Consider the following 13633-nt stretch of genomic DNA (forward strand, 5'->3'; position numbering starts at 1 on the left):
TAGACCTGGTTCCCGAAAGCTTTAAACTATGGTCTTTAAGCAGTATCAGTATGTAACAGAATCACCCCTGCGCCCCCTTTATAGGATCAGGGTATTTACTAATCATTATTCGGAGTATTTATGAGTCTCGACAAAGTCAAGCCAGGTAAAAAGATCCCTGAAAGCTTCAACGTCATTATTGAAATCCCAATGAACGCGGATCCAATCAAGTATGAAGTAGATAAAGAGAGTGGCGCAATTTTCGTTGACCGTTTTATGGGTACTGCAATGCACTATCCATGTAACTATGGCTACATCAACAAAACCATCGCTGGTGATGGCGACCCTGTTGACGTTCTCGTAATTACTCCTTTCCCATTGATCCCAGGTGTGGTTGTTAGCTGCCGCGCAATTGGTGTTTTACAAATGGAAGATGAAGGCGGTCAAGACGCGAAATTGTTGGCTGTTCCAGAAGACAAAATTTTGCCTATCTACACTCACTGGCAAAAACCAGAGGACATCAATCCTTTGCGCTTAAACCAAATTCAACACTTCTTCGAGCACTACAAAGATCTCGAGCCAGGTAAGTGGGTAAAAGTGAAGGGTTGGGGTGGCGTTGCAGAAGCTCATCAAGAAATTCTTGAGGGCATCGACCGCTACAACAAAGAGAACAAGTAATTTTTTAAACTATTGATAGGCTTTGTGAATCGGAGTGAGCGCACAGAAAATTGCTTTAGCCCAAATCAACCCATTACTGGGTGATTTGGCTGGTAACGCGCAGCTGATTCACAAGGCCGCTCTAGACGCCTATTCTCAAGGCGCCAAACTTGTAGTCACCCCCGAGCTCTCGCTCACCGGCTATCCCCCAGAAGACCTATTACTCCGCCCTGCTTTTATTGAGGCAGCGCAAGAGCAGCTAGAACTCTTGATGAAAGAGCTCGCTCAGTACTCTGGTCTGACCGTTATCGTGGGTCACCCCAAAAAGACATCAGCAGGTTTGCAAAACTATGCGTCCGTTTTACAAGATGGCAAAGTGATTGCAGGCTATGCGAAACAAGAATTGCCTAACCATGAAGTCTTTGACGAAGTGCGTTACTTCGTTCCCGGCAATCAAGCTTGTGTATTTGAATGCGAAGGCATTCGTTACGGATTAATTCTGTGTGAAGATGCCTGGCATGCTGGTCCAGCTAAGCAAGCGCATACTGCTGGCGCACAAGCACTACTCGTGCCAAATGCATCTCCGTATCATTTGAAAAAAGAAGCACTACGTATTGATGTATTGCGTGGCCATATTGCCCAAACCAAAATGCCTCTGGTCTATGTCAATGCCGTTGGCGGACAAGATGAATTAGTTTTTGATGGCGGCTCCTTTGCTTTAAATAGCAAAGGTGAAGTTGTGATGGCGATGCCCCAGTTTGAAACTGGCTTAGGCATTGTTGCAACCACCTCATCCGGCGAATTAGAAAAAGGCTTAATTACCCCACCCCAGTCTGTTGAGGCGCAGGCCTATCAAGCACTGGTCTTGGGTGTACGGGACTATGTCACCAAGAATCGCTTCCCTGGTGTGATTATTGGACTATCTGGCGGCGTGGACTCAGCATTAGTTCTGGCAATTGCTGTAGACGCTTTAGGTGCCGACAAGGTACGCACCGTCATGATGGCCTCGCGCTACACCGCGGACATCTCTTGGATCGATGCGCGCGAGATGGCGCAGAACCTAGGCGTGCAATACGACGAGATTCCGATCAGCGGACCGGTTGATGCTTTAGAAGCATCCTTAGCTGAGCAATTTAAAGGTTTAAATGTTGACGCCACTGAAGAAAACATTCAGGCACGTGTGCGCGGCACGCTGCTCATGGCTCTATCGAATAAAACTGGTCGACTCGTTTTAACCACGGGTAACAAAAGTGAAATGGCAGTCGGCTACTGCACGCTCTACGGAGATATGGCTGGCGGCTTTGCGGTCATTAAAGATATTGCCAAGACTTTGGTGTATCGCTTATGCGCCTATCGCAATAGTATTAAGCCCATCATTCCGGAGCGTATTTTGACTCGCGCCCCTTCAGCTGAATTACGTCCTGACCAAAAAGATCAGGACAGCCTACCCTCCTACGAAGTATTAGATGGCATCGTTGAACGCTACATGGAACAAAACCAATCTATCGCCCAGATTATTGCCGCAGGATTTGATGCAGAGAGCGTGGAAAAGGTCACCCGCCTCATTAAGCTCAATGAATATAAGCGCCGTCAGGCACCCCCAGGGGTCCGTGTAACGACCCGTGCTTTTGGCCGGGATTGGCGCTACCCAATCACATCACAATTTAGAGCCTAGACTCCCAGAAAATAGCCATTTTTTGGCAAGCTATTGAAGTTCTAGGTATGATTACTGCATTAGGGGGAATAAATGAAATTAATTACATCCATCATTAAGCCGTTCAAGCTCGACGAAGTCCGTGAATCCTTGGCTGAAGTAGGCGTTACTGGCCTTACTGTTACTGAAGTAAAAGGTTTTGGCCGTCAAAAAGGTCACACTGAACTGTATCGTGGCGCCGAATATGTTGTCGACTTCTTGCCTAAGGTAAAAGTAGAAGCTGTAGTTGCTGATGACCGCGTGGAAGCAGCTATCGAAGCCATTACTAAAGCTGCTCGTACTGGCAAGATTGGTGACGGAAAGATTTTCGTTACTGCAGTTGAACAAGTGATTCGTATTCGTACCGGTGAAACCGATAACGCAGCAGTTTAACGATCGATTACATGCATTACCCAAACCAGCGGCTTCATTAGCCGCTGTTTTTATTTGGATTAACGTAATTGAGAGTCTGTAGAGGGGGCTGGAGCAATAGTCTGAACAATTTCAGCAGGCTCCAAAATAATGGTCTTGCTACTCGTGTTTCCAGTGCGCACCTTAGCGCCTTGGTAATACAAATCTACCTGATTCAATCCACCAGTTAGAACCTTGAACGGTGGCTTGCCATACACGCTAGCTCCAACACCAGGCTCAAGCATTTTGTTTTGAGTTTTACCGGTAGCATCCACCACACAAACAGTTTGCGCAGTCTTGGATTGCAAATACACCATGTCACCCGCTTTTTTAGGTGCGTCTGGTTTGTAATTGAGAGCAGAAGCATCTGCAGGCGGGCACTCTACTGAAGCAGCAGCAACAGGCTGAGTGGCTGGAACAGGAACAGATGTTGCTGGCTGAGCAGCTGGTGCAGGCTCAGCAGGCGCACTTGCAGGCGGCGTCTCTGGCACAACCTCTTGAATGATGACTACCTCTTCTTTAACTGGCTCAGGGAAAAATAGTGGGCGTAAGTTCACCACGGAAAAAATCACTGCTGCAGTAATAGCCAATAAGAGAATGATTTTCTTTTTAGGATCAATAGATGCTTTTGACTTCACGCTGTAGTCAAGAACGCTCTCAGTTACTTTTCTTGCGATAGGCTTTTCAGCTTTTGGTTCGGCGGCTGGCGCCTGCGAAACAAGTTCTTTTGTTTGCTCTGTTTCTTTTGCCTGATTTTTTTCTTTTGTTTTTTCAGGCTTTGCTTTTTTCTCTGCAGCAGAGGCTTTTGTCTCCTCCTGCAATTTTTCTTCTACTTCAGCTGGTTTAACGGGTTGCACTACTCCAGAAAAATCAAATGCATCTTCTGGGGTGAGTTTTAGTAAACTGGCAACTTTTTTTGCTGCTGTGAATTTAACTTGGGCGCCATAGAAACTACTGCTCTCACCATTCTCAATCTGTTCAATTTGGCGAACCGAGAAACATGACATCCCAGACAAATCTTTTATGCTCAACCCAAGACTTTCTCTAGCCTTGGTAAAAGCTTCTTTACGAATCTCTGGCAGTTTGTCTGATTTATTCACTAAGCAGTAACCATCTCATATAGAAGTAATAAGTTTGATAGTAACGCCAAAATAGCGCAAGGGTAATTAGCCGCCAAGCTAATTATTTAAGGGGTGGCTCTCAAGATTAGACTCAAGATACTTCTTCACTAAAACCTGCACTGAATCAGCGTGCATTTTGTCCATCACCCTAGCCTTGTGAACCTTAATCGTGGCATCGGTTGTTCCTAGTTTTACTGCAATATCCTTGTTTAAAAGGCCTTTAACAAGCCATCCACACACTTCACGCTCTCTTGGGGTCAGGCTTTCGTAATCCTTCTTGGCTTCAACATCCAATGAAACGCGCTTGAGCTGGCGACTATCAAAGTCAATTGCATCTGCAACCGCTTTTAAGAGCTCTTCTAGGTTAAATGGCTTAAATAAGAAATCGATCGCACCCTTCTTGAGCCCCTGAACTATCTGATGGGGATGGCTTTGTCCACTAACAAAGATAATGGGGGTCTTGCGACCGAACTTGAGAAGCCTCTCCTGCAAATCTAGGCCTGTCATATCTGGCATTTGCATATCCAAGAGAATGACTGCTGGAGAGACCGGAACAGACTTCTCTAAGAACAGGGTTGCAGAGGCATAGTCTTCGACCAAATAGCCCAATTCCCGCAGCATTCTTGAGAGAGAAATACGCATCGATTCATCATCATCAATTAGGTATATGTGGCCGACTTTAGTCATTGAATTCAAAGGAAAAAGTAATAGATGAGCTAATGTACTGCAGTGCTTTTCAGGAAGCTATTAGCTATCTAGCTAATATTTAGACCTAAATCAATGATTTCATTGGTATATTTGTATTGCATTGCAACATTTTGGCTCTCCACTGCCCCCATGGGACCCTCAAACCCATCTCACGGCACAATAGAGCCTTTCGACACAAACCTTTTCTGGAGTAATAAGCATGAAACGCCTAAATGAACGCTCGCGCATGGTCACCGAAGGGGTCGCTCGCGCACCTAATCGTTCGATGTATTACGCAATGGGTTACGAAGAAAAGGATTTCGTAAAGCCAATGGTCGGCGTTGCGAATGGTCACTCCACTATCACTCCTTGTAATAGTGGCTTACAAAAATTAGCTGATGCTGCGGTTGACGCTCTTGAAGCAGCCGGCGCAAAAGCACAAGTATTTGGTACGCCAACAGTTTCTGATGGTATCGGTATGGGTACTGAGGGTATGAAGTATTCACTCGTATCTCGCGAAGTCATTGCTGACAGTATTGAAGTGTGTGTCAATGGTCTTTGGCAAGACGGTGTAGTTGTAATTGGTGGTTGCGATAAAAATATGCCAGGTGGCATGATGGCTTTAGCCCGTACGAACGTTCCTGGTATTTATGTTTATGGCGGCACGATTAAGCCGGGCCATTACAAGGGTAATGAACTTAATATTGTTTCTGCATTTGAAGCAGTTGGTGAATTTACTTCTGGTCGACTCAGCGAAGAGGATTTAAAAGGCGTTGAGCAACACGCTTGTCCAGGCAGCGGCTCCTGCGGCGGTATGTATACAGCAAACACCATGAGCTCCTCATTTGAAGCTTTGGGTATGAGCCTTCCCTACTCCTCCACAATGGCTAACGTTGATGCTGAGAAAGTGGCAAGTGCAGCCGAGTCAGCACGTGTCTTGGTTGAAGCGGTTAAAAACAACCTGCGTCCACGTGACATCATCACTAAGAAGTCTATTGAGAACGCAGTGAGCGTCATCATGGCTGTTGGTGGCTCTACCAATGCGGTATTGCATTTCTTGGCCATTACTAGCGCAGCTGAGATCGACTGGACTATTGATGACTTCGAACGTATTCGTAAGCGCGTTCCAGTGATCGCGGATATGAAACCATCCGGTACTTACCTAGCAACTGATTTACATCAGGCTGGCGGTATTCCACAAGTAATGAAGATTTTGCTCGATGGCGGATTACTCCACGGCGATTGCATGACCATCACTGGCAAGACAATTGCTGAAGTATTGAAAGATGTTCCATCAGTGCCACGCGCTGATCAGAAAGTAATTCGTACTTTAGATAATCCTTTGTACAAGCAAGGTCACCTGGCTATTCTCAAAGGCAACATCTCTCCTGAGGGTTGCGTTGCGAAGATTACTGGCTTGAAGAACCCATCCATTACTGGCCCAGCCCGTGTGTTTGATTCTGAAGACGACGCGATGGCAGCCATCATGGCGCAGAAGATTAAGGATGGTGACATCGTGGTCATTCGCTATGAAGGTCCTAAAGGCGGCCCTGGTATGCGTGAAATGCTTGCCCCCACCTCTGCCCTGGTTGGCCAAGGTTTAGGCGAGTCTGTAGGCCTCATTACCGATGGCCGCTTCTCTGGCGGCACTTGGGGCATGGTAGTTGGCCACGTAGCGCCTGAAGCGTATGTCGGCGGCACAATCGCCCTCATCAACGAAGGCGATTCCGTCACAATTGATGCGCACAAGCTACTGATTCAACTCAACGTTGATGAAGCAGAAATTGCGAAGCGTCGCGCAGCCTGGAAGCAACCTAAGCCACGTTATACCCGTGGTCTGCTAGCCAAATACGCAAGTCTTGCAAGTAGCGCTAGCAAAGGTGCGGTAACGGATTTGAATTTAGAAATCTAAACAGTTTCGCCAAATAAAAAGCCCCTAAGTAAAACTAGGGGCTTTTTATTACCTCAGTATTACTGCTGAATCTAAATCTTAGTGCTTCATTGCTCCGCCATGACCGGAGCCTGGGTTACCCATGGCATTCACAGGCATCTTTACTTCTACTTCGCCAGCTTTGGCAAATTTGAGCTTGACTGGAACGGTTTCACCAGCAGTCAATGGCGCCTTAATATTCATAAACATAAGGTGCAAGCCACCTGGCTTCAACTCCACAGCGCCACCAGCAGGCACAGCGATATCTTTTACTTGGCGCATCTTCATGACGTTGCCGTCCATCGCCATTTCGTGCAATTGCACTTCACCAGCAACTGGTGAGCTTGCTGATACCAATTGATCAGCAGCACCTTTGTTCTCAATCTTCATAAAGCCACCAGCAACTTGCTGTCCAGGAACAGTAGCGCGGGTATAGGCATTCTCAATTTGTACGCTACCCACTTTAGCGTTTTGTGCGTGCACTGAAAAACTTAAACCCAAGGTTATTCCAGCAAAAGCACATAAACCAAACAATCCTTTTATCTTCATTTCTTTTCTCCTAGTGATTAATAATTAAGGTATTGAATTTTGGTGAACTATGATTTTGGCATCAAAGTCATTTGTAATTGGCGAAAATCAATCAACCCTGTTTTGCGAGTTGCTTTGCCACTCCTATCGATCATGATCGTTGTAGGAGTCTCACCTTGCCATTTCGGATCAATCTCATAACGCAAGCGCTCATCAAATGAAGCGGCCACATAAAAGTTATTGGCTTTTTCCAGCCCTGCTTTGCTCAACATCTTTTTAATTGAATCAACCGGTACATCATCCACCTGAATGAAAATTACCTTAGCAGTAGGATTATTTTTTACGAAGCTCCCCCATTGCGGCATCTCTTTTACACAGGCTGGGCAAGTCACGCCCCAAAAATGAACTGCCAGAGGGGCGCCATTAGCAGTCTTTACTAGAGAACTCCAATCCCCCGCTTGATATGGCTTCAAAGTATTGGTATCGGCCAACCCAATATTGACCATAAATAAACTCAAGAGCAATACTATCCAATACTTTTTCATTTTTTATGCCCAACATTGATTAGCTGATAACCATCAGCTCGCGTTAACCAAGATAAAAAGACCGCATCCCCATGAGATAGCAACAAGGGGTGATCACTATACCCTTCAGTACTTGCCAATATCCTCGGTGAACTCCAAGTGTTTCCATCATCAGCTGAGTCTTGTATGTATACAGATGACTTCTTGCCATCGAACTCTTTCCATACCAGCCATACTTGCTGCACCATCGAAAATAGATAGGGCCTTGCCACATTAGCACCCTCCGCGCCAATGCGACTTGGCTTGGAATAGCTTGCACCTTGATTAATTGAGTTGGCATAGAACACACCAGAACGCTTACTGCCTTGTGTATACCAAGCCACATGGAATTTTCCGGAACTAGATACCGCTATCGATGGCCCATGATGCGGACAGGCATCCGTTTTCCAATCATCATCAGCAACTTTACGAACCGGGCCTGCCCCCTTACCTGAAATCACCTGGGAGGCTTGATCCCTTATACCGCCAGCAAAGATGGCTCGATAGACGATGACCGGCTGACCTTGCGGATCAAGTGCTGCACCAATACGACAACACTCACAACTACTCTCATTGGCAAAACGCTCTACATCAAACGATTTACCGCTATCCTCGGAGAATGAGTATGCAATGGAGCCACCTAAACGCTTTTCACCACTCTTTTTTGCTGCAGCAACTAAACGCTTATCGATCCACGAGATAAAAAGATTGCCATCTGGATTGATCAGAGCCGATGGAAAGCGCTGACTAGAGCTATCTTTTACTAAGGATGTCGGCACTGAAAATGTATTGCCGCCATCCGTAGATCGGGCAGTGTTGATTTGCGCATTCCAGTTAGTATCCTTAAAAAACGAGTATGCCAAAAAGACATTTCCTGCTTTATCAGACACAATTTGTGGTCTTGCATCACTACCGGTATCTAGCGATTTTCCATGCTCTGCAATCTTGGTTGCAGGCGTAAAAGTTTTCCCCAAGTCTGTCGATTGGGCTACAGAAACTACTCCATTGGCCGTCCACGCCAATAGTAGTTTTCCATTCTGATCAAAAAATGGTGTTGCAGCGTTCGCACACTGCAATCCATCGCCCTGACAAAGATCACTGGGCTTAGTCTTCATAGCACCCGCCATCCCCGAAGAATGGTCCATCTGTGCTTGTGCTTGCCCAATAGCCCCTAACGCACCTAATAGAAGTGCACAAAGCAATACAGGGCGTTTGAACAAGTGATTGATTTGCATCATGATTAAAAGATGATACGCCCACCGACTGAGATAGCTTGTGGCATACCTTGTGTATAGGAAGTAGAACTGCCTCCCGTACCAAAGGTAATGTACTGACGATTAAACAAGTTCACTGCAGATGCATAAATCGTTGCATTTTTTGTGAGCTCATAGTTTGCACGTAAACCTACCACCGCATAAGAGGCTACCGGCAAAGTATTAGCAGTGTTCAACCAAGAGCTCCCCACATAACGAACTGTGGCAGTCAAACTTGCTTGAGGTACTGGGTAATAAGTTAAGCCGCCGCCCAGAATGTTCTGCGGAACGCCGCCAACCTGCTTATTAATTGGGTCACTAGTAGCGCTCATTGTTAACTTAGTGCTTGTAAATGCATAGTTCGCATCAGTAGCCCACTTCGAGTTAATGTCGTGATGAAACTGAAACTCAATACCCTGACTTAAGAGGTTTTGATTATTGGTGTAGTAACTGATATTTTTAGAGTTACAAATTCCAACATTTCCAGTTCCGGCTAAAGGATTTCCTGTAGCGCCGCATAGACTTCTAGCCAAGGCTACGTCGCTTGAGCTTTGGCTAGACAGGCTATAAGTTGCAACAGCATTCTGAATATAGTTGTTAAATGCGGTTAATTGCGCAAATCCGCCCTTCCATCGATAGTCTGTACCGACCTCATAACCCGTCATTGTTTCAGGCGTTAGATTTGGGTTGGCAAAACTATAACCACTTGATGAGCCATAAGAGCGTAGGGTGTTATTCATACCCGGTGCATGAAATGCTTGATAGGCAGCAGAACGTAAATCCCAATTCTTGCTCATCTTATACAACAATCCCAAGGTAGGGCTCAATTGCGTCTTGCTTTGGTTGGGTACATTCTGATATGAAGGGTTTGCGCCGTTAGAGCCTGCGTTGTAATTGGTAGGAGTCTGGCTATTCCATTGATCCACACGGGCAGCCAATGTTGTTTCTAGCGGAAAAGATTCAGCATTGGACTTTAGTTGCCCCATCAAACCATAAAATGATTGTTGGCCTTGCGCATAATTCACGGCAGCTGAAGTACCGTTGTTATTTAAGTTATTTGTTAAATTTGATCCGGCAATATTGCGTGCATCAACACCTACTACATACTGATTGATTAAACCTGTAACTTCTTGGGTGTAGAGTGCTGACGCACCTACTGTGCTGTAGGGGTCCTTATAGGTTGCATTGATATATGGTGTATTGGCAGGAATATTATTTGATCTGCTTGTTGTAGTTGAGCCATTCTGCTTATTGAAATTAGTATTTTCATAGAAGAAATTGACATCCACTTTAGATTTGTCGTCAAAGCGGGTTGTGGTTCCGCCTGCAACATCAGTTTCCTGAGTAAGATTGGTCGCAAATGCATAACCAGAAGAGAGATCAGACATTGTGTGATAGCCCACACGGAAGAAGCCATTGGTATCCTGGGTTGCTTTGAAGTAACCTTGCATTCTCACATTAGAGTTATGAGAAGACGTAGGACCTTGGCCATTCTTAATGTTGGCTGGTGAGCCTGGTGAGATTGTTGCAATATTTTGATAACCATCGGTATTGAAATAATCAGCCGAAAATCGTAGTTGAAGATTTTCTGAAGCGATAATGTCTTTGGATGCTGCTACGTTGCCAGTTCCAAACGCACCATAGCTAGCAGATGCCTCTTGCTGGCTATTAACGGGGGTTTTGGTCTTAATATTAATTACGCCACCCATGCCGTAGTTGCCCCACAAGCTAGAAACACCGCCGCGAATAAACTCAACCGAGTCGATTGAGGACATCGGTACTAAATTCCACTGTACCGTTCCATAAAAGGCGTCATTAGCTGGCAATCCATCTATCAATACCAAAGTACGCGCATTACCAAGACCGCGCACGTTAATACTTTGACCCGTTGGATCCTTTTGGTAATAAGGCTGATCATTCAAGATCACGCCAGGTACATTCTTTAAGATTTGATCAATGGTCTGATCTGGCGCTACTTCTAGCGCCTCTTTAGTGAGAACCGTTGTATTGAGAGGAATCTCATCTAATGGAGTGCTTGATCGAGTAGCTGTTACGGTCACGCTCTTTAACTTCTGATCGTAGTCTGGCGGTGGCGCAATTTGCGCCTGCGCATTGATGAACACCGACCCAAATAGCATGCCAACACATGCGCTGAATTTCTTTTGCTGAAACAACATTTACTGCTCCACTTGATAACGCGACAACGTATTGAATGAATCGTTGCCAACCACATAGCTAGGCTATGCCCTAAATTTAATTAGGCGTTTACTGGTGGAGCTGCTGAGGGAGGTGATACCCAAACTGCGAGTGGTTTAGGCGACTGATAGAAAAGCTGTGGCAGCAAAGCTAAAGTTTGCGGCGCTTGGAAAGTGAGATTGGTATTAAAGGCTGGTGTGATGCTATTTTGAGCAACGCAATATGGACATGGCTGTGCTTGTTCTGCCACTTCTTGCTCATCGCCCTGCACATTGATTTGCAGCTTGCTGCCATCAACCGAACAAATCTCCATCGCAAAACCTTGACCATGTTTCGCAAGCGAGACTGCTTGTGATACGGCTGGCGCAAGTGCACTCATTGCGATTGCAAAAGCGGCAATCCAGTGAATGAGGCGGTTTTTATGGAAATTCATAATGCGAGAATTTTATCGGAATTTTGTATTTCTTCTGTCTTTGGCATGAAAAAAGGGGCTGACGCCCCTTTTTCCTTTGGAATCGCTATTTCTAGCGAGTTACTTATGCTGCTGCAGACTTTTTCTTGCCTACAAACTTGCCAATCAATGGCCAGAAGAGGAGTACTAAAGCCAAAGATGTAATGCCGCCTACCAATGGGTTAGAGAAGAAAATATCTAAGCTACCCTGTGAGAAGAGCATGGACTGACGGAAGGAGTCTTCTGCACGGTCACCCAATACCAAGGCCAAGACCATTGGTGCCATTGGGTAGTCGAGTTTCTTAAAGACGTAGCCCAGAATACCGAAGCCCATCATCAACCAAACGTCAAACATGGCGTTATGAACGGTGTATGCACCCACCGCACAAATCACAATAATGACTGGCGCAATGATTGAGAATGGAATTCTTAAGATGGAGGCAAACAGTGGCACGCAAGTTAATACAACGAACAAGCCAGCCAAGTTACCCAAATACATACTAGCGATCAAGCCCCAAACAAAGTCAGGCTTCTCTACGAAAAGCAATGGACCAGGTTGTAAGCCCCAGATCAACAAGCCACCGAGCAATACCGCTGCTGTTGGTGAACCTGGAATACCGAGGGACAACATTGGGAGAAGTGCTGCAGTACCCGCAGCGTGAGCTGCAGTTTCTGGAGCAACAATACCTTCCATCTTGCCGGTACCGAACTTGTCACCTTCTTTGGATACACGCTTAGCAACGCCGTAAGCCATGAAAGATGCTGGAGTTGCACCGCCTGGAGTAATACCCATCCAGCAACCAATTAAGCAGCTGCGTAATGAAGTAGCCCAGTACTTAGGCAATTGCTTCCAAGTTTCCCAAACCACTTTGCCGCGAATCTTCGCTGCCGCACCTTGGAATGCCAAGCCTTCTTCCATAGACAGGAGAATCTCGCCGATACCGAACAAGCCGATCACAGCGATCAAGAAGTCAAAGCCACGCATCAATTCTGGGTTACCGAATGTTAAGCGCAATTGGCCAGTAACAGTATCCATACCAACGGTAGCCAAAGCAAAGCCCAACATCATTGCTGAAATGGTCTTAAATGGCGATCCTTTATTCATACCTACGAAACTACAGAAGGTAAGCAGATAAACCGAGAAGAACTCCGGCGGACCGAATTGGAGTGCAAACTTCGCAACCAATGGTGCCAAGAAGGTAATCATCACGATCGCAAAGAAAGCACCTACGAATGAAGATGTGAAGGCTGCAGTCAATGCTTCGCCAGCTTTGCCATTACGGGCCATTGGATAACCGTCAAAGGTTGTCGCAACAGACCACGGCTCGCCGGGAATATTAAACAGGACCGATGTAATCGCTCCGCCGAACAACGCACCCCAGTAGATACAGGAGAGCATGATGATCGCGGATGTTGGTGGCATCGTGAATGTCAACGGCAACAGAATCGCAATGCCGTTTGCACCACCTAGACCTGGCAAAACACCGATGATCACACCGAGCGTTACACCAACCAACATTAACAGCAAGTTAAAGGGTGTCATTGCAACGGCAAAGCCGTTGAATAGAGCGCTAATTTCTTCCAACTTGAACTCCTTATTTAATCTTTTTTAATAGTTATTATTTTTTAACGTACACCCAAGAATTCGAGCGGGTTAAACCATGCACCGTGTGGCAATGGAACTTGGAACCAGTACTCAAACATGAGGTATAGGGCAGCGCTCACGCCAACAGACACAGCAACAGCCTTCCAAATTGGATACTTGCCTAACCACACCATGAAGATCGCAATGTAGAGAGCTGCAGAAACATAAATGCCAATCAGTTGCACACCCAATACAAACACAGTCGCTGGCAGAAGCACAGCCATAACTTGCTTTAATGGCTCGCTATCGACAAATGACTCTGTTTTCTTTTTCTTATTAACGATCGCAGCTTGGTAAAGAGTGACCGTGCTTGAAAGCAAAATAATCAAGCTGATGTAGAAAGGGAAATATCCCGCCTCAGGACCGTCAACACCCCAGCTAGCACCCAACTTCAGGCTACCTACCATTACGGTGATGCCAATCGCTAGGAACACGAGCGATGTGATGATATCCATTGCTCTTACGCTGATCGCGGATTCTTGATTTGAATTATTTGTATGTTCAGACATTTTTATATTT

The 13633-nt window shown here is 45.9% G+C and carries 13 protein-coding genes; 4 read left to right on the forward strand and 9 right to left on the reverse strand.

Annotated features, from left to right (window positions below):
- Nucleotides 1–120 precede the first annotated feature (120 nt).
- The 3 genes from ppa (at nt 121) to glnK (ending at nt 2722) form a co-directional block, all read left to right on the forward strand.
- A complete protein-coding gene (ppa, locus tag QMF28_RS06455) occupies nt 121–657 on the forward strand; it encodes an inorganic diphosphatase (protein ID WP_068323609.1) in 537 nt (178 codons plus the stop codon).
- Between the two features lie 34 nt (nt 658–691).
- On the forward strand, nt 692–2311 hold the full coding sequence (locus tag QMF28_RS06460) for an NAD+ synthase (RefSeq protein WP_281741804.1): 1620 nt from the start codon (nt 692–694) through the stop codon (nt 2309–2311).
- Nucleotides 2312–2383: 72 nt separating this feature from the next.
- Nucleotides 2384–2722, forward strand: coding sequence for a P-II family nitrogen regulator (glnK, locus tag QMF28_RS06465; protein ID WP_068323619.1), 339 nt, complete (start codon nt 2384–2386; stop codon nt 2720–2722).
- Between the two features lie 59 nt (nt 2723–2781).
- On the opposite strand, the gene QMF28_RS06470 is transcribed toward glnK, so the two are convergent.
- Together QMF28_RS06470 and QMF28_RS06475 are read right to left on the reverse strand one after the other, a co-directional pair.
- Nucleotides 2782–3840 (reverse strand): helix-turn-helix domain-containing protein, encoded by a 1059-nt coding sequence (locus QMF28_RS06470; protein WP_281741806.1) that lies wholly within the window; start codon nt 3838–3840, stop codon nt 2782–2784.
- Nucleotides 3841–3918: 78 nt separating this feature from the next.
- Entirely contained in the window at nt 3919–4548 is a 630-nt protein-coding gene (locus tag QMF28_RS06475; protein ID WP_281741808.1) for a response regulator transcription factor, read from the reverse strand.
- Between the two features lie 220 nt (nt 4549–4768).
- Here QMF28_RS06475 and ilvD point away from each other — a divergent pair, with 220 nt between their 5' ends.
- Complete coding sequence (gene ilvD, locus QMF28_RS06480; protein ID WP_281741810.1) at nt 4769–6460, forward strand: dihydroxy-acid dehydratase; 1692 nt, start codon at nt 4769–4771, stop codon at nt 6458–6460.
- Between the two features lie 78 nt (nt 6461–6538).
- Here ilvD and QMF28_RS06485 read toward each other — a convergent pair whose 3' ends face one another.
- From QMF28_RS06485 to QMF28_RS06515, 7 genes are all read right to left on the reverse strand, one after another.
- Nucleotides 6539–7027, reverse strand: coding sequence for a copper chaperone PCu(A)C (locus QMF28_RS06485; protein ID WP_068323631.1), 489 nt, complete (start codon nt 7025–7027; stop codon nt 6539–6541).
- 47 nt (nt 7028–7074) lie between these two features.
- Nucleotides 7075–7551 carry a TlpA family protein disulfide reductase gene (locus QMF28_RS06490; RefSeq protein ID WP_281741812.1) on the reverse strand — a complete coding sequence of 159 codons (477 nt, stop codon included), beginning with the start codon at nt 7549–7551 and terminating at the stop codon, nt 7075–7077.
- Nucleotides 7548–8807: a sialidase family protein gene (locus QMF28_RS06495; RefSeq protein ID WP_281741814.1), complete on the reverse strand. Its 1260-nt coding sequence runs from the start codon at nt 8805–8807 to the stop codon at nt 7548–7550. The genes QMF28_RS06490 and QMF28_RS06495 overlap by 4 nt, the downstream gene beginning before the upstream one ends.
- Before the next feature lie 2 nt (nt 8808–8809).
- Complete coding sequence (locus QMF28_RS06500) at nt 8810–10999, reverse strand: TonB-dependent receptor (RefSeq protein WP_281741815.1); 2190 nt, start codon at nt 10997–10999, stop codon at nt 8810–8812.
- Between the two features lie 80 nt (nt 11000–11079).
- Entirely contained in the window at nt 11080–11451 is a 372-nt protein-coding gene (locus QMF28_RS06505; RefSeq protein WP_281741816.1) for a DUF2946 domain-containing protein, read from the reverse strand.
- A 103-nt stretch (nt 11452–11554) separates the two neighbouring features.
- Entirely contained in the window at nt 11555–13054 is a 1500-nt protein-coding gene (locus tag QMF28_RS06510; RefSeq protein ID WP_281741818.1) for a tripartite tricarboxylate transporter permease, read from the reverse strand.
- 41 nt (nt 13055–13095) lie between these two features.
- Nucleotides 13096–13623, reverse strand: a complete 528-nt coding sequence (locus QMF28_RS06515; RefSeq protein WP_281741820.1) for a tripartite tricarboxylate transporter TctB family protein — start codon at nt 13621–13623, stop codon at nt 13096–13098.
- Between the last annotated feature and the right edge of the window lie 10 nt (nt 13624–13633).

Origin of the sequence: Polynucleobacter yangtzensis (assembly GCF_027924165.1) — a bacterium.
Lineage (GTDB): Bacteria > Pseudomonadota > Gammaproteobacteria > Burkholderiales > Burkholderiaceae > Polynucleobacter > Polynucleobacter yangtzensis.

Bases quoted from the DNA above. Each gene is read 5' to 3' on its own strand.
- ppa (WP_068323609.1), top strand. From the start codon at position 121: ATGAGTCTCGACAAAGTCAAGCCAGGTAAAAAGATCCCTGAAAGCTTC.
- glnK (WP_068323619.1), top strand. From the start codon at position 2,384: ATGAAATTAATTACATCCATCATTAAGCCGTTCAAGCTCGACGAAGTC.
- QMF28_RS06475 (WP_281741808.1), bottom strand. From the start codon at position 4,548: ATGACTAAAGTCGGCCACATATACCTAATTGATGATGATGAATCGATG.
- ilvD (WP_281741810.1), top strand. From the start codon at position 4,769: ATGAAACGCCTAAATGAACGCTCGCGCATGGTCACCGAAGGGGTCGCT.
- QMF28_RS06485 (WP_068323631.1), bottom strand. From the start codon at position 7,027: ATGAAGATAAAAGGATTGTTTGGTTTATGTGCTTTTGCTGGAATAACC.
- QMF28_RS06490 (WP_281741812.1), bottom strand. From the start codon at position 7,551: ATGAAAAAGTATTGGATAGTATTGCTCTTGAGTTTATTTATGGTCAAT.
- QMF28_RS06495 (WP_281741814.1), bottom strand. From the start codon at position 8,807: ATGATGCAAATCAATCACTTGTTCAAACGCCCTGTATTGCTTTGTGCA.
- QMF28_RS06500 (WP_281741815.1), bottom strand. From the start codon at position 10,999: ATGTTGTTTCAGCAAAAGAAATTCAGCGCATGTGTTGGCATGCTATTT.
- QMF28_RS06505 (WP_281741816.1), bottom strand. From the start codon at position 11,451: ATGAATTTCCATAAAAACCGCCTCATTCACTGGATTGCCGCTTTTGCA.
- QMF28_RS06515 (WP_281741820.1), bottom strand. From the start codon at position 13,623: ATGTCTGAACATACAAATAATTCAAATCAAGAATCCGCGATCAGCGTA.